Annotated in this window: 15 protein-coding genes and 1 pseudogene; 10 read left to right on the top strand and 6 right to left on the bottom strand. The window is 32.0% G+C overall.

What is annotated here, in order from left to right:
* Positions 1 to 2,583 (bottom strand): glycogen/starch/alpha-glucan phosphorylase, encoded by a 2,583-nt coding sequence (locus Dongsha4_RS10360; protein WP_330202325.1) that lies wholly within the window; start codon positions 2,581 to 2,583, stop codon positions 1 to 3.
* Positions 2,584 to 2,732: 149 nt separating this feature from the next.
* Between Dongsha4_RS10360 and Dongsha4_RS10355 the strand changes: the two are divergent.
* From Dongsha4_RS10355 to Dongsha4_RS10340, 4 genes and pseudogenes are all read left to right on the top strand, one after another.
* Positions 2,733 to 3,299, top strand: a pseudogene (locus Dongsha4_RS10355) (Uma2 family endonuclease).
* A gap of 183 nt (positions 3,300 to 3,482) precedes the next feature.
* The gene (locus Dongsha4_RS10350) at positions 3,483 to 4,298 is read left to right on the top strand and encodes a class I SAM-dependent methyltransferase (protein WP_330202324.1); all 816 of its coding nucleotides are present in this window, start codon (positions 3,483 to 3,485) and stop codon (positions 4,296 to 4,298) included.
* Positions 4,299 to 4,476: 178 nt separating this feature from the next.
* Positions 4,477 to 6,576, top strand: coding sequence for a glycosyltransferase family 2 protein (locus Dongsha4_RS10345; RefSeq protein ID WP_330202323.1), 2,100 nt, complete (start codon positions 4,477 to 4,479; stop codon positions 6,574 to 6,576).
* A gap of 198 nt (positions 6,577 to 6,774) precedes the next feature.
* A complete protein-coding gene (locus Dongsha4_RS10340) occupies positions 6,775 to 7,485 on the top strand; it encodes a PHP domain-containing protein (RefSeq protein WP_330202322.1) in 711 nt (236 codons plus the stop codon).
* Between the two features lie 209 nt (positions 7,486 to 7,694).
* On the opposite strand, the gene Dongsha4_RS10335 is transcribed toward Dongsha4_RS10340, so the two are convergent.
* Entirely contained in the window at positions 7,695 to 9,824 is a 2,130-nt protein-coding gene (locus tag Dongsha4_RS10335) for an EAL domain-containing protein (protein ID WP_330202321.1), read from the bottom strand.
* Positions 9,825 to 10,292: 468 nt separating this feature from the next.
* On the opposite strand from Dongsha4_RS10335, the gene ureA reads away from it, so the two are divergent.
* Together ureA and ureE are read left to right on the top strand one after the other, a co-directional pair.
* Positions 10,293 to 10,595 (top strand): urease subunit gamma, encoded by a 303-nt coding sequence (ureA, locus tag Dongsha4_RS10330; protein ID WP_190360427.1) that lies wholly within the window; start codon positions 10,293 to 10,295, stop codon positions 10,593 to 10,595.
* Between the two features lie 24 nt (positions 10,596 to 10,619).
* A complete protein-coding gene (gene ureE, locus Dongsha4_RS10325; RefSeq protein ID WP_330202320.1) occupies positions 10,620 to 11,066 on the top strand; it encodes an urease accessory protein UreE in 447 nt (148 codons plus the stop codon).
* Positions 11,067 to 11,151: 85 nt separating this feature from the next.
* Here ureE and Dongsha4_RS10320 read toward each other — a convergent pair whose 3' ends face one another.
* Together Dongsha4_RS10320 and Dongsha4_RS10315 are read right to left on the bottom strand one after the other, a co-directional pair.
* Positions 11,152 to 11,589 (bottom strand): ISAs1 family transposase, encoded by a 438-nt coding sequence (locus Dongsha4_RS10320; RefSeq protein WP_330205419.1) that lies wholly within the window; start codon positions 11,587 to 11,589, stop codon positions 11,152 to 11,154.
* Between the two features lie 21 nt (positions 11,590 to 11,610).
* On the bottom strand, positions 11,611 to 11,817 hold the full coding sequence (locus Dongsha4_RS10315) for a hypothetical protein (protein ID WP_330202319.1): 207 nt from the start codon (positions 11,815 to 11,817) through the stop codon (positions 11,611 to 11,613).
* Between the two features lie 301 nt (positions 11,818 to 12,118).
* Here Dongsha4_RS10315 and Dongsha4_RS10310 point away from each other — a divergent pair, with 301 nt between their 5' ends.
* Both Dongsha4_RS10310 and Dongsha4_RS10305 read left to right on the top strand, forming a co-directional pair.
* Positions 12,119 to 12,913: an ABC transporter permease gene (locus tag Dongsha4_RS10310; protein WP_330202318.1), complete on the top strand. Its 795-nt coding sequence runs from the start codon at positions 12,119 to 12,121 to the stop codon at positions 12,911 to 12,913.
* A gap of 145 nt (positions 12,914 to 13,058) precedes the next feature.
* Entirely contained in the window at positions 13,059 to 13,898 is an 840-nt protein-coding gene (locus Dongsha4_RS10305; RefSeq protein WP_330202317.1) for a bifunctional class I SAM-dependent methyltransferase/HIT family protein, read from the top strand.
* A 6-nt stretch (positions 13,899 to 13,904) separates the two neighbouring features.
* On the opposite strand, the gene Dongsha4_RS10300 is transcribed toward Dongsha4_RS10305, so the two are convergent.
* Complete coding sequence (locus tag Dongsha4_RS10300) at positions 13,905 to 15,185, bottom strand: DUF4912 domain-containing protein (RefSeq protein WP_330202316.1); 1,281 nt, start codon at positions 15,183 to 15,185, stop codon at positions 13,905 to 13,907.
* A 249-nt stretch (positions 15,186 to 15,434) separates the two neighbouring features.
* The gene (locus tag Dongsha4_RS10295) at positions 15,435 to 17,258 is read right to left on the bottom strand and encodes a WD40 repeat domain-containing protein (RefSeq protein ID WP_330202315.1); all 1,824 of its coding nucleotides are present in this window, start codon (positions 17,256 to 17,258) and stop codon (positions 15,435 to 15,437) included.
* Between the two features lie 618 nt (positions 17,259 to 17,876).
* Here Dongsha4_RS10295 and Dongsha4_RS10290 point away from each other — a divergent pair.
* Positions 17,877 to 18,530 (top strand): cofactor assembly of complex C subunit B, encoded by a 654-nt coding sequence (locus Dongsha4_RS10290; RefSeq protein ID WP_330202314.1) that lies wholly within the window; start codon positions 17,877 to 17,879, stop codon positions 18,528 to 18,530.
* A gap of 110 nt (positions 18,531 to 18,640) precedes the next feature.
* On the top strand, positions 18,641 to 19,699 hold the full coding sequence (locus Dongsha4_RS10285) for a tetratricopeptide repeat protein (protein ID WP_330202313.1): 1,059 nt from the start codon (positions 18,641 to 18,643) through the stop codon (positions 19,697 to 19,699).
* The last annotated feature ends 50 nt before the right edge of the window (positions 19,700 to 19,749 follow it).

Here is a 19,749-nt window from a genome sequence, read left to right as displayed (position 1 = left end):
TTAAACTAGCTTACATTCTCCATCAGGACATAAATCATATAATTCAACGGGTACAGGTTTTACTTTCCAAATGTCTTCGCAATATTCTTTGATACTGCGATCGCTCGAAAATTTGCCCATCCGTGCTACATTTAAAATAGACATTTTCGCCCATTTATCTTTATCTCTGTAGGCTTCTGCTACTCGATCTTGACACTCTATATAGGAATGATAGTCGGCAAATAGTAAATAACGATCATCATAAAGTAAAGAATTAACCAGACGTTGGAATAGGCTACCATCACGGTGGGAGAAAAACCCAGAAGAAATTTGGTCGATCGCCTGTTTTAAACTATCATGATAATAGTCCCAAGGATTATAGCCACTGGATTTAAGTTGTTCAACTTCTTGGGCGGTTAAACCGAAAAGGAAAAAGTTTTCTTCCCCTACACATTCCCTGATTTCCACATTTGCACCATCTAAAGTACCAATGGTTAACGCACCGTTAAGGGAAAATTTCATATTACCTGTGCCTGATGCCTCTTTTCCTGCAAGGGAAATTTGTTCTGATAAATCCGCCGCAGGATAGATTTTTTGCGAGTTAGTAACATTATAGTCGGGCATAAATACCACTTTGATGCGATCGCGCATATCAGGATCATTATTAACCACTTCCGCCACAGAGGTAATTAATTTAATCATCAACTTAGCCACATGATAAGAAGGTGCGGCTTTACCACCAAAAATAAAAGTACGGGGTACAATGTCTAAATCAGGATGTTGCTTGAGACGGTTATAGAGAGTGATGATATGTAAAACATTGAGATGTTGTCTTTTATATTCATGAATCCGTTTTACTTGCACATCAAATAATGACTCAGGATTAATTTTGATACCCTGCTGTTGCTCAATTTGAGAGGCTAAATCTTTCTTCACCGCCAATTTAACATCCATCCATTGTTTACGGAATGCCTCATCATCAGCAAATTTTTCTAAACCTTTCAACTCCTCAAGATTTTTAATCCAATCATCGCCAATTTTACTGGTAATTAGCTCCGTCAAACGAGGATTACTTAACACCATCCAACGACGGGGAGTCACCCCATTGGTTTTGTTGCTAAACTTCTCAGGATAAAGCTCATACCAATCTTTTAAAACCGTTTCCTTGAGCAACTCTGAATGTAATTGAGCCACCCCATTAATGGCAAAACTACCGACACAGGCTAAATGTGCCATACGAATGGATTTTTCTTCCCCTTCCTCTATTAAAGATAAACTCCATAACTTGCCTTCATCCCCCGGAAAACGAATGGCGACTTCATCTAAGAAACGGCGATTAATTTCATAGATAATTTCTAAATGACGGGGCAAAATTGAAGCAAATAAGTCTAAATTCCATTTCTCCAAGGCTTCGGGTAAGAGAGTATGGTTAGTATAAGCAAAAGTACGAGTAGTGACATCCCAAGCCGTTTCCCAATCTAATTCGTGTTCATCGAGTAATAAACGCATTAACTCCGCTACACTAATGGCAGGGTGAGTATCATTTAATTGAACAACAAAAGTTTCATAAAAGTTTTCAATTTTACCACCTCGTCTTAAGTGTAAGGCAATCATATCTTGCAAAGAACAGGAAACAAAAAAGTATTGTTGCCTTAATCGTAATTCTTTCCCCTGTATTTGCTCATCATTGGGATAGAGAATTTTACTAATATTTTCACAAATAACCTTTTCATTTACCGCCCCGTAATAATCCCCCACGTTGAAGGCTTGAAAATCAAAGGATTCTGGGGCTTCAGATTTCCAGAGACGCAAGGTATTAGCGGTATTAACTTGATAACCGAGAATAGGAGTATCATAAGCTACCCCTTTCACCACCAAATCAGGAACCCAATTACTGCCATAATGTCCGTGAGAGTCGGTATAATGTTCCACGTGACCCCCTAATTTTACTTCGTGGGTTACTTCAGGACGGCGAATTTCCCAAGGATTACCGTAACGCAACCATTGGTCTGTAATTTCCACTTGCCAACCGTCTTGAATTTCTTGGTCAAAAATACCGAATTCATAACGAATACCGTAACCAATGGCAGGTATTTCCAAAGTAGCTAAAGAATCCATGTAACAAGCCGCTAAACGACCTAAACCTCCATTTCCTAACCCCGGCTCTTCTTCTTGGGCGATCAGATATTCCAAATCTAAGCCTAATTCCTCTACTGCTTGTTTAACTCGATCATAAATGCCTAGGTTGATTAAATTATTGCCCAAGTGAGGTCCTAAAAGGTATTCGGCAGAAAGATAAGAAACTACACGGGTTTTTGATTGTAAGTAACTATCAACGGTGACTGCCCATCTTTGTAACATTCTGTCTCGGATGGTATAGGCTAAGGCCATGTAGTAATCGTTTTCGGTGGCAATAGTGGGGAATTTCCCTTGGATATAAAACAGGTTATCTGCGATCGCTCTTTTGAGGGTAGGAATACTTAAACCAGTGCGATCGTCTTCTACAGTAACGTTATTATTGTTAGGAGGAAGAGAATTGTTAGAGGTTTTTTTATCGTCTGTGATTTCGGTGGTTTTTTTCATAAAATTATCAAAAATATTCATTGATACCTCCTCATTAGATCATTATTCTTGAATCAGTATTTCCCCTATAGCCTAACAAGTTATTCTCCAAATTCAGGTTAATAAATAATAAAATTATGATCAAGAAAGTTAAGATAAAGTAAAAATAAAATCCCATACAGATTTAAGTCATGGTTGCAATTCAAGAAATAATTAAAGGCTCTAATTTATCCCCTGAAGAATATTTGACCCAAGAGGAAAAAGCCTTAACAAAGCATGAATATCTCAATGGTGAAGTTTATGAAATGGATGGTGCAAGTTCTGCTCATGTTACAATTTCTCTTAATGTGGCATCTCTCTTAAAAGCTCATTTAAAAGGTAGTAATTGCCGAGTTTTTATTTCAGATATGAAAGTAAGAATTGATCGTTTAAATGTGTTTTATTATCCTGATGTAATAGTTACCTGTAACGAAAAAGATCGAGAATTAAATTATTACAAAAAAGCACCATAAATTATCATTGAAGTTTTATCAGAAAGTACAGAATCTTTTGATAGAGGCGATAAATTTGCTGATTATCGTACCATAGAAACTTTACAAGAATATTTTTTGATTTCTCAAACAAAAAAACGGGTTGATTTATTCACTAGAAAAAATTGTAATTCATGGGAATTAAGCTCATTTTCAGAGGGAGAAAACTTAACTTTAAATAGTATTAATTTTACTTGCTCTGTCTTAGATTTATATGAAGATGTTTAAGAATTCTCTGTTGCCTTTCAGCCTACCTTAACCAATAATTTACACAACGAGAAGTAAGAGAGCCATAATATTAGCTATCGAAGAGATCCTTTTGATTGTATTATAGTAGCCGAATCCATTGCCGAAAACATCCCTCTCACGAGCCTTTATTCAATATCTTGCTAGGCTTATTTAGTAACAAAAATGCTGGAAAACTTTTTTATCTTATTAACAGAAATATCACCAAAATTAAAACGAAAATTATGGCGTTGGTGGTACGATTTACTGGCAAATTCTTATCAAAAACCAGATTTACAATTCATGAATTATGGTTTTGATGATTTTAACTCCGAATTGAAACCTTTAATTTTATCCCCAGAAGATGAAGCCAATCGCTACTATATTCAACTTTATCAGTATGTGAGTAGCACCACTGACTTGAAAGGAAAAAAAGTATTAGAAGTTGGTTGTGGTAGAGGTGCAGGGGCATTTTTTTTGGCTAAAACCTTCTCTCCAGAAGAAATAAAAGGAGTAGATTTATCCTCGGAAAATATTACCGTAGCAAATAAACTGTATCAACATCACAATTTATCCTATTTACAAGGAGATAGTGAGAATTTACCCTTTGCTGATAATAGTTTTGATGTCATAATCAATGTAGAATCATCCCACTGTTATGGCTCAATGACGAAGTTTATGCAAGAAGTGGCAAGAGTGTTGAAACCGAATGGGATTTTTTCTTGGGCTGATTTACGCCCCATAGGAGATTTAAATAAACTTAACATTAGTTTTACAAAATCTGGGCTAAAGGAGATTAAAAGGAAAGAAATTACCGCTAATGTAATTAGGGCTTTGGAATTAGTTAATGATACTAAGCAAAATTTGATTAACACTAACGTGCCGAAGTTTTTGCGTCAGGCAGTAGCAGAATTTGCGGGGATGAAAGAAGGAAAAATTTATAATGGTTTTGTGAAAGGAGAAATCATTTATTTAAGTTGTGTTTTTACCAAGGTTGAATAGGCAGTTAATGGAGTTTCTTGGTTTTGCCATCCTCAAAGAATTATAAAGATTTGTTAAGATTGATGTGTCAAATATCACAACTTCATTTTCAGGATATATCTTGAAACAAATTTATCGGTGATTTTGAGTTTATTTAAACCACAAAAAACTATTCAAAAAATAATCATTACCATAAAATATGAATGATTTTTTATATTTAGCACCTACTATGGGTGTGTTTGTTTTTGGTATTATTATTCTTCAATTTTTCGACAAGAAATCACCATTAGGTAGAGGAATATTAGTTTCTGTTTTCTTTTTGTTAACCGTTAGGTATCTTCTATGGAGAGGTTTTTACACCCTAAATTTAGCAACAAAACTCACAACCGCAATTAGTTTATTTATTTTTATTCTTGAATTTATCACTTTAATTGTTCCCCATTTCGAGTTATTTTTAGGTATCAAAAGAAACTATCGTCATCAAGAAGCTGATTTTTGGGAAGCAACCGTCAGAGAAAATCAATATTCTCCCACCGTTGATATTTTGATTCCAACCTATAATGAATCGATCGCAATCTTAAGACGTACAATAATTGGTTGTCAAGCCATAGAATATCCCAACAAAAAAGTATATCTTTTAGATGACGGCAATAGAAAAGAAGTAGAAGAATTAGCGTTTCAATTAGGTTGTAACTATATTTCCAGAGAAGAACATCAACACGCAAAAGCAGGAAACTTAAATCATGCTTTAAAATTAACCAACGGTGATTTAGTGACAGTATTTGATGCCGATTTTGTGCCTTGTAAAAATTTTCTCTCTCGCACAGTAGGATTTTTCCAAAAACCAGAATTAGGTTTATTACAAACCCATCAACATTACTATAATCAAGACACTGTTGCCCGAAATTTAGGCTTAGAAAATATCTTAGGACATCCCACAGAAGAATGCTCTTCCCGACTTAATCAACCAATGCGAGACTATTATAACAGCGTTATGTGTTATGGTAGCTCTTTTATTGTCAGAAGATCCGCCCTTAATGAGGTAAATGGTTTTTATACTGATTCTGTTGCAGAAGACTACTTTACAACAATTCTTTTACTAGGGAAAAAATATGAAGTAATTTATTTAACAGAAAGATTAAGTGCTGGATTAGTGCCAGAGAATATTCCCGCTTTATTTCGCCAAAGAATGCGATGGGCTCAAGGCACAATGGAAGGTTTTTTTGTCTCTGCAAATCCCCTCACCATTAAGGGTTTAAACTTTCATCAAAGAATTATTTATTTAACAGGAGTTATTCATTGGTTTACCAGTATTAGTATCTTAATTTCTCTGGTTATTTTTCCTCTTTGTTTTATCTTTAAAATGCCTCCCTTAGTTACCAATGTTCATGATTGGCTTTCATATTTCCTACCATTAATGGTATTTCAATTTACGATTTTTTATCGACTTTGTGATAATTCAACTGCAAAAATTGTCGCTGATATTTATAGTTTAATTTTAGCTTTTCCCGTTTCGTGGGCAATCATAAAAACTCTGGTTAAGCCTTTTTCTGGAGGTTTTAAAGTTACTCCAAAAGGAATTTGCACCGATAAAGCTATTTTTCGTTGGAATTTAGCTCTACCTCTAATTTATGCTTTTATTTCTACACTATCTAGTTTAATTATTTGTATTTATTTATTGTTTAATAGTCAATCGGTTAATAGCTTGATAGTAGAATTAAGATTTGCTTACAGTAGTTTAGAAATAGGTATTTTTTGGAACTTATACTATTTAATACTTTTAACTGTGGCAATATTAGCTTTTGTCGAAAAACCTCAAAAAGATTTTTATCCTTGGTTAAATATTAATACTTCCATTAACCTTAAGATTAATAACCATATACAATTACATGGCTTTAGTTATTCCCTCTCCGAAAAAGGAGTCAAAGTATCTTTTCCTGACAACTATTCCTTACCATTAATTAAACATAATTCAACTGTCGAATTACATTTTAATGAGTTAGATTTAACCTTAAACGGCATAATTAAAGATGTTAATTTTAGAAACAGAAAAGTAGATTTATTGATAGAATATCCGCAACTAAATTTATCTGAGTATCGAGCTTTGGTCGAGTTTTTATTTTGTAGTCCTCACAGATGGCAAACGAAAATTGTTCCCAATGAAATACAGTCTATTTTAATCTTATTAAATGTTGTGAAAAATAAAATTCTGCCCTTTCCTTTTCAGAAAAAACAAAATAAGTTAGGGCATTATAAACACTTAAGTATCAAAGCTGAGTTGGATATTATTAACTACTAAACCCCTGATTCTGAAAAATTAGTTACCAATTTAATTATTGAGAAAAAAGAGTATATGGAGGACTAAGTATTTAGACTTATATAAAAAAAAAGAATGATCGAGATAACAAATATTTTGCCAATTTTTTTAAAAATTACAGTCAATTACGGAAAATTTTTGTTAAATTAAACTTAATAATTCGTAATAGTTGCTAAGACAATGTTACTAAAAGCAGAAACAAATCCATTTCAATTATTAGATGAGCGTCCTCAAGATACTGTGAGATTAGCGAATGTATGGGAAAGAGTAGATAATAATAGTTGTCCTTATCAATATAATTTTCATTTACACACAAGTTGTTCTGATGGTCAATTAACCCCTGAATCCTTAATAGAACAAGCGATCGCACTTGGCTTGAAAGGTTTAGCTATTTCTGATCATCACAGCGTCAAAGGTTTTTATCGTGCTTATAAATGGTTACAAGAGAAATCAAAATTTAACCCAAGAGTTAGCTTGCCCTATTTGTGGACTGGAATCGAAATTACTTCAGAGTTAAACGGAACAAATGTGCATATTTTGGGTTATGGTTTTGATCCTGAAAATGAACATCTACAAAAATATCTGACAGGGGAAAATCCTGAAGGAGAAAATGCCAAAGCGGAAAAAGTCATAAAATCCTTACATCGAGCAGGAGGATTAGTCGTTTTAGCTCACCCCTTCCGTTATCGTCGTAGTGCTGAGGAATTGATTAGAGAGGCTTATGAGCTGGGTATTGACGGAGTAGAAGCCTATTATGCCTATGGTAATCCTCAACCTTGGATACCTAGCCTTAAACAGACAACTCAAGCCCTGAAATTAGCCCGTAAATACAACTTATATACCACCTGCGGTACAGATACCCACGGTAACAATATTTTAAAGCGTCTTTAGGAGTTAAAAGATTGTGGCAGACAAAAGCGTAGCAATAATAATTACTTAATCAGTTTTTCCTTAACTTAACCATCCTATAGATGGAAGTCTAGGAAAATTGAACTACTTTAGAAACTTTTTTGATACCGCCACCATTTTCGGCAAAAGCGACAATTATAACTCTTAAATCTGAACTACAAAGCATTGAATATTTATACAAAAACAAAAAACTATTCAACCTTTGATTTTTTCAAAAAGTTAGGTACTTTTTCTGATTCTAAAGCAGGAGAAAAGAATAAACCCTGCATTCTATCGCAACCAATACTCGATAAAATATCTTTCTGATTTTCAGAGTTAACCCCTTCTATTACTAAATCTACATTTAAGAATTGAGCCAAATCAACAGCACAAGTGATGAATTTTTCTTCTCCTGAATTGCCCTCTAAATTTTCAATCAAACGAGAAGAAGTTTTTAAAGTATTCACTTTTATTTTTTCTCTCATAAAAGCGAAAAATGTCTGAATATCTGGACTAAATAAACCATAGTTTAAAGAACTATTGCTAAGTATATTTAAACCCTCAATTACAATATTTTCTTCAAACAAACTATTATCCAATACAATTTCTAATTCTACAGAAGGAAACTGATTTTCGGGAGTAATTAACTCACTGACTTTATCAATGACATTATCTTTCATTAGAGTTGATAACAGAACTTTTAAACTTATTTTTAGGTCAAAAGTTTGTCTATCCTCCATCCACGAATTATAGTCTTTTAATATTTGTTCTAATGACCATAGTAATAAATTTTCATCATAATTAAACTCTTTAACTTGTAATAAAATATCTAATTCTTGTAAATCTATTTTTTCTTGCGACAAATTAATGGTTGCATTAAAACCACTTAAAATTTCTGTTTTTGTGCTGACTATCGGAGAATACTTTAAGACAAACTTATTATTACTAATACTGTCGCCCATTAACGTGAAATTTTTATTTTTAATAGTTGTTGTCTCAACTATATTGTCCCTAAAAAATTGACAGCTACTATTACCATATTCATAACTGCTTTCTAAGGCTATATTCGTATTTTTCATTAAATCATGAAAATTTTTACCATCTTGGGGATGGATAGTGACACCTAAATTAACATTTAAAATAATTGAATTTCCATTAATAATTATAGGTTGTTTTAAATCAGTTAAAATTTGCCCAATAATATTATTAATCTGAGATTCGTTAATGATTTCCTCTTTTAAGATAATAAATTCATCAGCAGATATTTGACATAAGCAATCAATAGAAGAAAGAGATTTTTTAATAATAAAAATTAAATTTTCTAATAACTTACTTACATTTTCTTGAGAGAAGTAATTGCTAATATTATCCCATTGATTAACCTTTATTTTAATTAGGGCTATATTACTTTCTTTTAAACTATTAAAACCTAAAGACCATGCTAATTGTTTTTCGAGTAAATTTTTATTCCCTAAATTTGTACTCAAATTATGAGAAGTTTGATAACGCAAAGCATCTTCTAACTTTTGTAAATTACTATTATTTTCGACAGATACTAAAAGACATTTTTGTTCTTGATAATTAATCGGAACACTTTTCACTAAAACATTGATTAGTTTCTTATCTTTTCCTTGATGAATTGAATATCGACAACTCTTAACATTATTTTTTGCTAAAATTGATAAATCATAGTTAATCATCTCTTTTTCAGAACAATCTAATTCCTGCAACTTTAAGCCTATTATTTCTGAACTTAAATAGCCCAACATTTGAGCATAATTCTGATTTACCTTAATAATCTCAGAAGATTTTAAATTAACGATAAATACCCCCTGAGAAATAAGCTCTAAAATACCAAAATTATCATCAGTAAAAGTACTAAATATGCTTAAATCTGAAATCTCTGAATTATTTACTTTTTCAGTAAAAACTGATTTATAATCGGGAGAAGCAATACTATAAAAAGTCTTTGATTGAAGGTTGACAATATCATATTTTGCCTTAACATCTATCCCACCAAAAAAGATAATATCTCCCGGATTTAGTTTTGCACAAAAACATTTTTTTCCATTGACATAAATACCATTGGTACTTCTTCTTCCAAAAAAATCCCCATCCATTAACCAAAAAATATTTTCCGATTGCTCTGAATCAACTAAACTCTGATAGTTTACTTTAATAATATGGGCATGATTACGAGAAATAACTCTATGATGACAGAAAAAAGTATTAGTAGAATTTCGCCCAATAGAATAATTATCTTTATCTAGGAAAAAAGTTTTTTTCCAACTGCCACACTCAACTGCTAAAATATGTTTAATATAGTTTTGATTGATGTTCATTAATTGTTTTTACCTTTCTTTTGAATTAAGTTTTAAAAGGGTATAGCTGATTTGTAATTAATATTTTTTCAGAATTAACAAAGAAAAATATTTATGACTATTACGAAAAATTTTAGCGGATTCAATTGTTAATCAGACAATATATATAATAATGTTATTAGATTCATAATATTTCTTTAAAAGAAGGAAATTAAGAATTAAAAATTAGGAAGTGACTAGGCTTCATCATTGGAGGATTTGCGATAATTAATTATGACAAATGATTGACGAACGCTATATAATAAATGACAGTAAAATAGTACTGAAAGTAAAGGATAACCATTGTCGTTATTATGTTGATAGCTAATTGCTTAAAAAATACAAAAACCTAGGTAAGCACACTATATCTTCATGTCAAGATATTTGGTTATTTAGACTTTCTCTATTATATTATTAGAAAATATAGTAATTATCAATTATTATTAAATTATGGAATTATCACCTCAAGAAAAAGATAAATTGTTAATTTTTACTGCAGGTTTATTAGCAGAGAGAAGAAAAGCAAAAGGTTTAAAACTAAATTACCCTGAAGCAGTTGCCTATATTTCTGCGGCTATTTTAGAGGGTGCAAGGGAAGGGCATACAGTGGCACAGTTAATGAGCTACGGGCGTACTTTATTAACTAAAAATGACGTTATGGAAGGTGTCTCAGAAATGGTGGAAGAAGTTCAAGTGGAAGCAACTTTTCCTGATGGTACAAAGTTAGTAACAGTTCATCACCCAATTAATTAATTTTGATTTATTATCATTAGAGAAATGATTATTCTGACTAAAAAAAGTGAATTATTACCTCATACTAGGGTAGATTTAGAGATATATTTAACAGCAGAAGAAAGAACAAAAGTTAAACAAAAAATACAGCTTGATGCGATTAGTGAAAATGGAAATAAATACATTAAATTGAATTTAGAAAGGGGAGATGTGCTGATGGAAGGAGATATATTAACTAATGATGATAGAAGTTTTTTTGTAGAAATAAAAGCGAAATTAGAATCTGTTATCACAGTGAAGTCACCAAACACATTAGATTTATTAAAAGCGGCCTATCATCTGGGAAATCGTCATGTTAGTTTAGAAATTAATAATGATTATTTACGTTTTTCTCCTGACCATGTTTTAGAATCTATGTTATCTAAATTAGGGATTAGTTTTTGTCAAGAAACTGCTCCTTTTTATCCTGAATTAGGTGCTTATAAACATTAGAAATAAAAAGGGCATGGGCAAAGGAAAAATGAAGAATTAAGAAGAATTAGTTTCCCCCTCTCACCCCCAGCAGGGCTGTTTCATTTTAGAAAAGCAAAAAAGCTGGAAGATTTGCTCCAAGCCATCTACGCCCTTCTCCTTCTGTTATCGATTCAAATTTTAACAGTCTAAAAAAATTAATGCCAATAGTTTTTAATACTGAGATATTTATCGCCCCTTGTTTCTGCTTTATTTTTGAAGTATCCTCATCCATTATTACATCTTTTACCCAGTGTAGTTGGTTTTCTATTCTCCAATGATTTCTTCTTTTTTTTCCTACTTCTGTTGCTGTTTCTGAATTGCTACTAATATAATAATTTTTTTCCTCATACGGTTTTTCTCCTCTCATTCCACTTCTTTTTACTTCAATTATATTTTTTATTTCTTTAAATTTATCACTCATCTTTTTTGGCAAATCTTGATAATTATTCCATGTGGATACTTGACGTGTTATTTGTCTTCCATGACTATTATCTTCCTCTATATATATTGTGTTTGGTCTCTTTTATTTTATAATTTTCTCTAAAGAGTAATATAAGGTTTTTTGATTCTTTTTTACGGGAATTAAATAATGATTATTTCCTTCAATAATTATCTTAATTGTTTGTTTTTGACAATGAAGTGCATCAAAACTAAATGTTTTATTTTCTGTGGTCACTTCCTTTAATAAGTCTTGAATTTCTGGTAATTTGTTAACTAAATTATTTAACATTTTTTCAACCTATAATAAATGCGATCTTTTGCCCTTTTATTTTATCAAGCGATCGCCTTTATTTTTCTTTTAAAATTTGAAAATGAAACAGCCCTGCTCTTTTAACGGGACTTAAACTATGAAGAGGAATTATAAATTCTATCTTTGTCATGGTTTGACACTTGTTAACGATTATTTTAGTTTATCTTTTTTTTATTTGATTCTGTTAAGAGTCTTTCATTAATTGTTTTATAAATACTTAAATCTGAAATGAGATAATATTTGTTTTAAACTATTATTGATAATTCATAATTTTTAATTGATGAAAGTATTTTGGAATATTGTTGCCATTATCCAAAAAGAGTTGCACGGCTATTTTGTCTCTCCTTTAGCCTTTAGTATCGCCGCCGTTTTTTGGTTAATTTCGGGCATCTTTTTTGTTTTCCTTCTCCTGAGTGAACAGGGTATCATTCAAAGTGTGGCAATTCAAGAGCAATTAGGTAACACTACCCCTGTAGATGTGGTGTATGAATTTATGCAAATTTACTTTAATGCGATCGCATCTTTGACTCTGTTTATATTACCAATTCTCTCAATGGGTTTGTATGCAGAAGAAAGAAAAAGAGGTACTATTGAATTATTAGCCACATCTCCACTATTTAATTGGGTGGTGGCATTGGGCAAATTAATGGGGGTTTTGATCTTTTTTATTACCATGATCATGCCGATTATACTCTATGAAGCGATCGCATTTCAAGGAGCAACCCCTCCGATTTCTTTTCAAGTACCATTATTAGCACATTTGGGCTTAATCTTAATGGCCGCATCAATTTTATCATTAGGAATGTTTATTTCTTCCTTAACAGATAGCACTATTTTCTCAGCAATTATCACCTTTATTTTAGTTATTACTCTTTCTATTTTAGACGCTTTAGCCAATAGTATTGGAGGTCAATTAGGAGAATTTTTAGCCCATTTTTCTTTATTAAAAAACTATGAAAATTTTGTGATGGGTGTTTTTAATAGTAGTAATTTAATTGTATTTTTAACTTATATTTTTCTCGGTTTATTTCTCACTTCTCAATCCATTGAAGTATTTAGATTTAGCCGTAAATAATTGTATCGAATGATTGTTTGAGTTATAAGATTATCAAGAAGGTAGAAGTCCGTAAAAATAGTTATAAATTAAGAGATTTTTCTTCTAATAGTTAGTTTTAGAAGGTGTGAATATCCTACCTAAATTTGTTATTAATATTAAATCAATGGAGAATAAATATAGTCATCTAACGGCAATTGAAAGGGAAAAATTGTCATTTCCTGCAAGATATTTACATCGAAAAAAACTGTTAAAAGGTAATATGCTCGATTTTGGTTGCGGTTTTGGTAAAGATGTGGAAATACTCTCAAAAAAAGGCTATGAAATTATTGGTTATGATCCTCATTATTACCCTCAATACCCTCAAGAGAAGTTTGATACAATACTCTGTTTTTATGTCTTAAATGTTTTGTTTTTAGAAAGTCAAGAAGAAGTGATTATGAATATATCACAACTTTTAAAGCCGAAAGGAAAGGCTTATTTTGCCGTGAGAAGGGATATAAAAATAGAAGGATTTAGAAACCATTATGTTTATGAAAAAAAAACCTATCAAAGATTAGTTAAACTACCTTTTAAATCCATACATCTTGATGAGTCTTGCGAAATTTATGAGTATCAACATTTTAATCAAATTAAACATTCATCTCTTTCTTGTATTTTCTGTAAACCTTATCCTAAGCTAACTTTACTCACAGAATCAACTTTAGCTTATGCAATTTTAGATGGTTATCCCTTAACTAAAGGACATAGTTTAATTATTCCTAAACATCACGAAGAAAATTATTTTAATTTATCTTTTTCCTTACAAAGTCACTGTTGGCAAATGGTGAATAGAGTAAAAGAAATCATCTGTGCAAAATATCAACCTGATGGGTTTAATATTGGTTTTAATGTTAATCAAGCAGGAGGGCAAAAAGTTAAACATACCCATATTCATTTAATCCCTCGCTATCGAGGAGATAATCAAGGAAAAAAACACGGTATTCGTTGTGTGATTCCCCGTTAAAAACTATCAATTAATATTTTTGGGTGATGTGAACCATTCTAGGGTTGCTTCTTCTTCTTTGTTCGTATTTTCCGAAATGGTGTCACGGTTAAAACGAAGATAAATAGAGCGGGTTTGTTCTCCATCAGGTGCGATCGCTTTTATGGGATAATCAATTTGACCATCGGGAAAGGGAATGTGAAAATGAAATGTACCATCAGGATTGAGACTAATCGGTGTGTCTCCTACGATTACTTTAGCACGAGGGTCAGTTGCACCATAAACAATTAATTCTGCATTAGCGATTAACCAAAATTTACGATTCCAAACCAAATCACCAGAAAAACCAGCACCAGAGCCAGACATTAAGCCCATCCCTGAAGCCCAAATATTGGGAGAATCACCCCCCCGATGAAGCATCCATGAGCCAAAACTGTGATTTTTGAGATTTTCTGGAATAGAACTGTTTTTCACGGGAATTAAGTCTTTTTTCTCTTTAGTTAAATTACTTTTACCCGTTGTTGATAATTGCCATTGTTTTCTTTCTTTTAAATCTTCTTCCCAAGGAATGGTAACAAATACATCCTCTACCCATTCACTGGGATAAGCACTAGGTATTTTTACTTGGGGGGAACGAGCAATGGCTAACCAACGTCCATCTTCACAGCGATAACCGATGTCCACAGCATAGGTGCGATCGCTTACAGGAATAGGCACATACCAAGCCCTAGCTACATCTCCGCACAAAAATTCTTTCACATTATGGGGTGTTTCCAAATCATAATCTATGTCAGTCACATCATACAAGCGTAGAGTTAAAAATTTCCCTCCTTGATTACGTAATTCTTTTTGTTTTTGAGGGGAAATATCCCAATAAATATAACCCCATTGGGGGCTAAGAGGAAGAAGCATAACTTTATCCTCTCCATAACTTTCTGGTAAATCTCCTAAATTCTCGTCAATACCGAAAAAAAAATTGTCAGGTAAATTTTTTAGTGATGAAAGTCTCAAATTTTGACGAAAAATATCACTAGCGGTAGTTAAATCAGGGGGATTATTTTCTTGGGTTCGCCTATTAAGAAAAGACTTTTCTTCTGGAGAAAGCCTATTAAATGACTTTTTTGCTTGATTATCGATATTGTTGGATGGGTCAGTGTTTTCTGAGGCAATATCATTTTTTTTAGTTTTAATAATGTTTAATAGTTGCTGTTTGCGCATTCGACTATATCGAGGAATATTGAGAATACTGGCTATTTTTCTGAGTTGCCTCAAAGTCATTTCTTCTAGGGTTTGTTTTTGTTCAGTCATGATTTTTTATCTTGATTATTTTCTTTATTAATAATTTATAGTTATAAATAATATTATTTTTATTTACTTATGGATTAGATGTTAATATCAATAATTTACTTTATAATCTTAATCCTACTGAATATATTTTATTTTTAAAACTTATTTTGGGATCAACTAATTTTTGCGAAGACGGTAGTATCTAACATTTATTTGTCAGGAAACGTTGATCTAAGTTTGATAGGATTAAAAGGTTAGTTACTCTCTAAATTAATGATTTTGCCAAACTTTAATAACACCATTGTTGCTTCCTGTAACCAGAAGACTGCCATCATGATTAAATGCGATCGCACTTGTCCAACTATCTTTCTGTATAATTGTTCTGATACACTCTCCAGATATATAATTCCAAAATTTAATCGTTTTGTCATTACTACTACTAACCAAAATCATACCTTGAGGATTAAAAGCAAGAGATTCAATCCAAAAAGAATGCCCCATCAAAGTATTAATTAATTCCCCCGTTTCTGTATTCCAAAGGCGAATCATTTTATCCATACTACCTGTGGCTAATATTTTACTATCTGGACTAAATGCCACCGATAAAACAGAATTGAAATGATCCTTAAAATTGTGTATTACTCTATAATCTGTTAAACTCCATAGCTTTGCACTATAGTCTCCTCCTCCAGTAGCCAACATAGTGCCATCTGGGCTAAATGCCACCCCATATACTCCCTTCGTATGTCTTTTTAAAACCTTAGCTAGTTTTTTATTGGTTAAATCCCATAATCTCACTGTACTATCATAACTTGCTGAAGCAATTAAAATATGTTCTCGACAACTCACCGCCAAAGCCTTGACAGCATTTGTATGTCCCACTAATTTATATTTAGCTTTACCATGGACATAAATAGTTTGTTTTCCCCCTCCACAAATCAGACTTTCCCCACTACAGTCATAAGCTACAGCAATAACAGAGTGATGATTACTCATTGTTATTTTTAAAGTTTCACCTGAATATATATCAAACTCTTGAATACCATCATAACCACAAGCACTAGCGACAATGTCATCATGAGGATGAATAGCAATACTATAAATAGGATAATCTCCTCTCACTTTAATTGTATTTAATACTTTCCACTGATTAACATTCCCTTTAAGATTTTGGTCATTTTTTTTTGCGGTTTCTTCTAATATTATTAACTCTTCTTCTTGCATTTGTTTTAACTGAAGAAAATAACATTCAACACATTCTTTATTTCTAATTAATTCTTTTGCTAAATGAGTAGTAAATAGAGGAAATCTGAATTGATAGTAAGGATCAATGCTTAAATAAAAAGTATCGATAAAATAAGAAACCAATAATTGATTATAAATAACAATTAACTCTCTAATAGATCTAAAAGATTGTTTTTCCTCTAATCCTATTTTTAAAAACTTATTAAACGTTTTTTCCCAATTCCATAAAGGACTGGAAATAATAGTTGGTTCATTACTTTTATCATTCCAAAAACCTAGACTAAATCTACAATTATAATCTGTTATATCAGTATAAAAAATTCCAGTCGGTACGGGAGACAAAATACTATATAACTGCTCAATATAAATATCTCCAATAGATTTTTTAAAATAGTCTGTATAAAACTTTACTCCATAGTTATTATCTTTTTCAGGATAAAATTGTTTCAACTTATCTTTAATTGATTTGAATTCAATCGGTAAATTATTTTGAATAGAAGCAGGAACATCTGGGCTAATTTCTGGGGGGGAAAATAAAATTAATAATGTATCTTTTTTACCCAATAAATTCTCTGTTTCTCTTCTACTTAAAATTCCCTGCCAATGATGCAAATCCCATTGTGCATCTATCTCTATTAATTTTAATTGAATTTGGCTTTCTTGATATTCTCTGATAGTTTTTCTTAATAAAGATATATAATCTTCTTGATTAATAACATTTCCCGAATTTAAACAGCCAATTCTATCCTGAAATACACCATTAATATTGTCTCTAATTGACCTAAATATAGGGTTTAAAAGCTCATAAAATAAATTTTCACATGAATAAAAATAACTCCTATCGTGCATATAGAATAGTATTATTAATTAAATAATGGTTAAAAAAATATCCAGAAATCTCCACAGTTTATATAGCGTTTCTCTAAATGCTGAGGCAAACCACTCATTCATATGTGGAAATGAGGAATAGACGATAATGCACTGGTATAGAAAAACTGTACCTCATAAATTTGGAAATTGCTATATTTATTAATATCAAATATAAAGATCAGTATTGTTTTATATATAATAGGCTTATTTTAGAAGTCATCACAGAGGCAACAGAGTTGATATTGACATTTTATTAATAAAAATTGATTTTTATTTTAAATTTGATCGATGTCTAATAATTTCAGGAAAGTACTCATCAATTTATTATTGAAATAATCAAAATAATTATATTTTCTTCATTCCTAACTTTACCCTTAAAAATAATTATAGTTAATATTTATATTATCTCTCACAGATAAGAAAAATTTGATAAGGTTATTAATTTTGCAGTTTATACTTTGTTACTCTTTACCGTTTTCCCATTGCCCTCTTCTCATCAATATCCTTTAATTCCTTACTGAGTGTAAAATATTAACTATTGTAAAGAATATTTTAATTTTATCAAAGTTAATCTCAAGAGAAAATGCAAGGATAAAGATGACACAAAAAAAAGAAAATCAATGGTTGAAAAATTTTCCTCTCATTGCGGGAGTTGTGGGTGGCTTCTTATTAATGATAAATCGTCTCACAACTGTAACTGTCATGGATTCACAAGCAAGATCCGATGCTTTGGGAGTAATACTTTGTGCCGCACTTTTGTTAACTAGCGTTTTAATGCGTCAGATTAATCCGAATCCCCCCGAAAGTGTCACATTAGAAGGTAAAGAGGAGTTTTTTTTGTCACAAGATTTACCCTCTAACATTAAAACAGAATTAGCATGGGCTAGTCATTTAATTCTTACCAACACTGTTACGAAATCGATGATTGTTTATTATCAGGGAAAAACTCTAATGCGGAGGGGAATTTTAGGGAAAATTGATGAAGTGAAAGTCGGAAGTATCGTCAAGAGAGTAATGGAAATTCAAAAACCAGTATATTTAGTTGATTTGAAACATTATCCGGGAAAAATTGAGTTTGACTATTTTCCCAGCAATATTCAGGGTTTAATTTGTTTACCTCTCAATCAGGAAGGAGTTTTGATGGTAGCGACAAATATTCCCCGTAGTTATACTAAACAGGATGAGACTTGGATTCAGGGTATTACTGAAAAAATAGCCCTAGAATTAGAGTCCTGTGCTATCTTGTCTTAAGGAGAAAGATCAATAAAAGGTATCATCGCAATTTTTCATGGTAAGATTAAGATTCTTTAAGTTTAATGGAGGTAGGAAAAGTCGTGTTTAAGACAATTATCCCTCAAATCATGATTTCTTTGCTTATAGGAGGTATTGGTTTATTTTCTGGGGATTTATCCGCACAGGCACAGGCTAAAGCGTCTTTAAATTCACAACAGAGACAACAGTTATATAAATTGCTACAACAAGGTGAAAAATATGTAGTGGCTGGAAATGTTGATAATGCTTTATCTATTTACCGTCAGGCGGCAAGTTTAGATAGAAGTAATCCAAAAATATTTTCTAGTATTGGTTATCTTTATGCTTCTGCAGGAAATTTCTCATCGGCGGTGGAGGCTTATCAACAAGCCATTTCTCTTGCTCCCGATAATGGTGATTTTTATTATGCTTTGGGTTATTCTTTGGCACAGTTGGGAGATGATAAAGGTGCGATCGCAGCTTATGAGAAAGCAACAGTAGTTCAACCTCAAAAAGCTGATAATTTTGTTGCTTTAGGGGTTTTGTTAGTGCGTAATAGAGAATATGGGAATGTAGAAACTTATTTTCAGAGGGCGATCGCCCTTGATCCTAAAAATGAAACCGCTTATGATATGATGGCAACCGCACTCTATCAACAGGAAAAAAATACTGAAGCAATTGCTTTTCTGGAAACTGCCTTAAAAAAATTTCCCTACAATCAAGATTTAAGGTTAAAACTCGCTACGGCATATTTCAAAGAGCAAGACTTTGATGCAGGATTAAAAGAATTAAAAATATTAGAAGATTCTCAACCGAATAATCCCCAAATCATTTTCAAAATGGGCATGGTATATGAACAAACCCAAGACTGGGAAAACGCTCTCCAAGCCTACGAAAAAGCCTCTGCTTTGGACAATAACTTCCTTCAAGCCTATGGGGGTATTGCTAGAATTTTAGAGCAGAAAGAAGACCAATTTGGGGCAATTGTTGCCTATCGTCGTTTTGTAGAGTTAGCACCCCAAAATCCTTATGGCTATCATCGCTTGGGTTTGTTATTAAAAGCTAGAGGTAGAAATCAAGAAGCCCAAGAGATGTTGAGTAAAGCCTTAACTATTTATCAACAACAAGGAAATAGCGAAGCAGTGGCACAGGTGCAAAAAGAGTTATAATCACTCTGGTTCAATTATCGGAACTAAAGCATATACGTTCATATTTTCTT

The organism is Cyanobacterium sp. Dongsha4 (assembly GCF_036345015.1).
Classification (GTDB): domain Bacteria; phylum Cyanobacteriota; class Cyanobacteriia; order Cyanobacteriales; family Cyanobacteriaceae; genus PCC-10605.
This window is presented reverse-complemented; position numbering and strand designations above follow the sequence as displayed.

Coding starts and splice junctions, on each gene's coding strand:
- Dongsha4_RS10360 (WP_330202325.1), bottom strand. CDS start 2,583: ATGAATATTTTTGATAATTTTATGAAAAAAACCACCGAAATCACAGAC.
- Dongsha4_RS10350 (WP_330202324.1), top strand. CDS start 3,483: ATGCTGGAAAACTTTTTTATCTTATTAACAGAAATATCACCAAAATTA.
- Dongsha4_RS10345 (WP_330202323.1), top strand. CDS start 4,477: ATGAATGATTTTTTATATTTAGCACCTACTATGGGTGTGTTTGTTTTT.
- Dongsha4_RS10340 (WP_330202322.1), top strand. CDS start 6,775: ATGTTACTAAAAGCAGAAACAAATCCATTTCAATTATTAGATGAGCGT.
- Dongsha4_RS10335 (WP_330202321.1), bottom strand. CDS start 9,824: ATGAACATCAATCAAAACTATATTAAACATATTTTAGCAGTTGAGTGT.
- ureA (WP_190360427.1), top strand. CDS start 10,293: ATGGAATTATCACCTCAAGAAAAAGATAAATTGTTAATTTTTACTGCA.
- ureE (WP_330202320.1), top strand. CDS start 10,620: ATGATTATTCTGACTAAAAAAAGTGAATTATTACCTCATACTAGGGTA.
- Dongsha4_RS10315 (WP_330202319.1), bottom strand. CDS start 11,817: ATGTTAAATAATTTAGTTAACAAATTACCAGAAATTCAAGACTTATTA.
- Dongsha4_RS10310 (WP_330202318.1), top strand. CDS start 12,119: ATGAAAGTATTTTGGAATATTGTTGCCATTATCCAAAAAGAGTTGCAC.
- Dongsha4_RS10305 (WP_330202317.1), top strand. CDS start 13,059: ATGGAGAATAAATATAGTCATCTAACGGCAATTGAAAGGGAAAAATTG.
- Dongsha4_RS10300 (WP_330202316.1), bottom strand. CDS start 15,185: ATGACTGAACAAAAACAAACCCTAGAAGAAATGACTTTGAGGCAACTC.
- Dongsha4_RS10295 (WP_330202315.1), bottom strand. CDS start 17,258: ATGCACGATAGGAGTTATTTTTATTCATGTGAAAATTTATTTTATGAG.
- Dongsha4_RS10290 (WP_330202314.1), top strand. CDS start 17,877: ATGACACAAAAAAAAGAAAATCAATGGTTGAAAAATTTTCCTCTCATT.
- Dongsha4_RS10285 (WP_330202313.1), top strand. CDS start 18,641: ATGATTTCTTTGCTTATAGGAGGTATTGGTTTATTTTCTGGGGATTTA.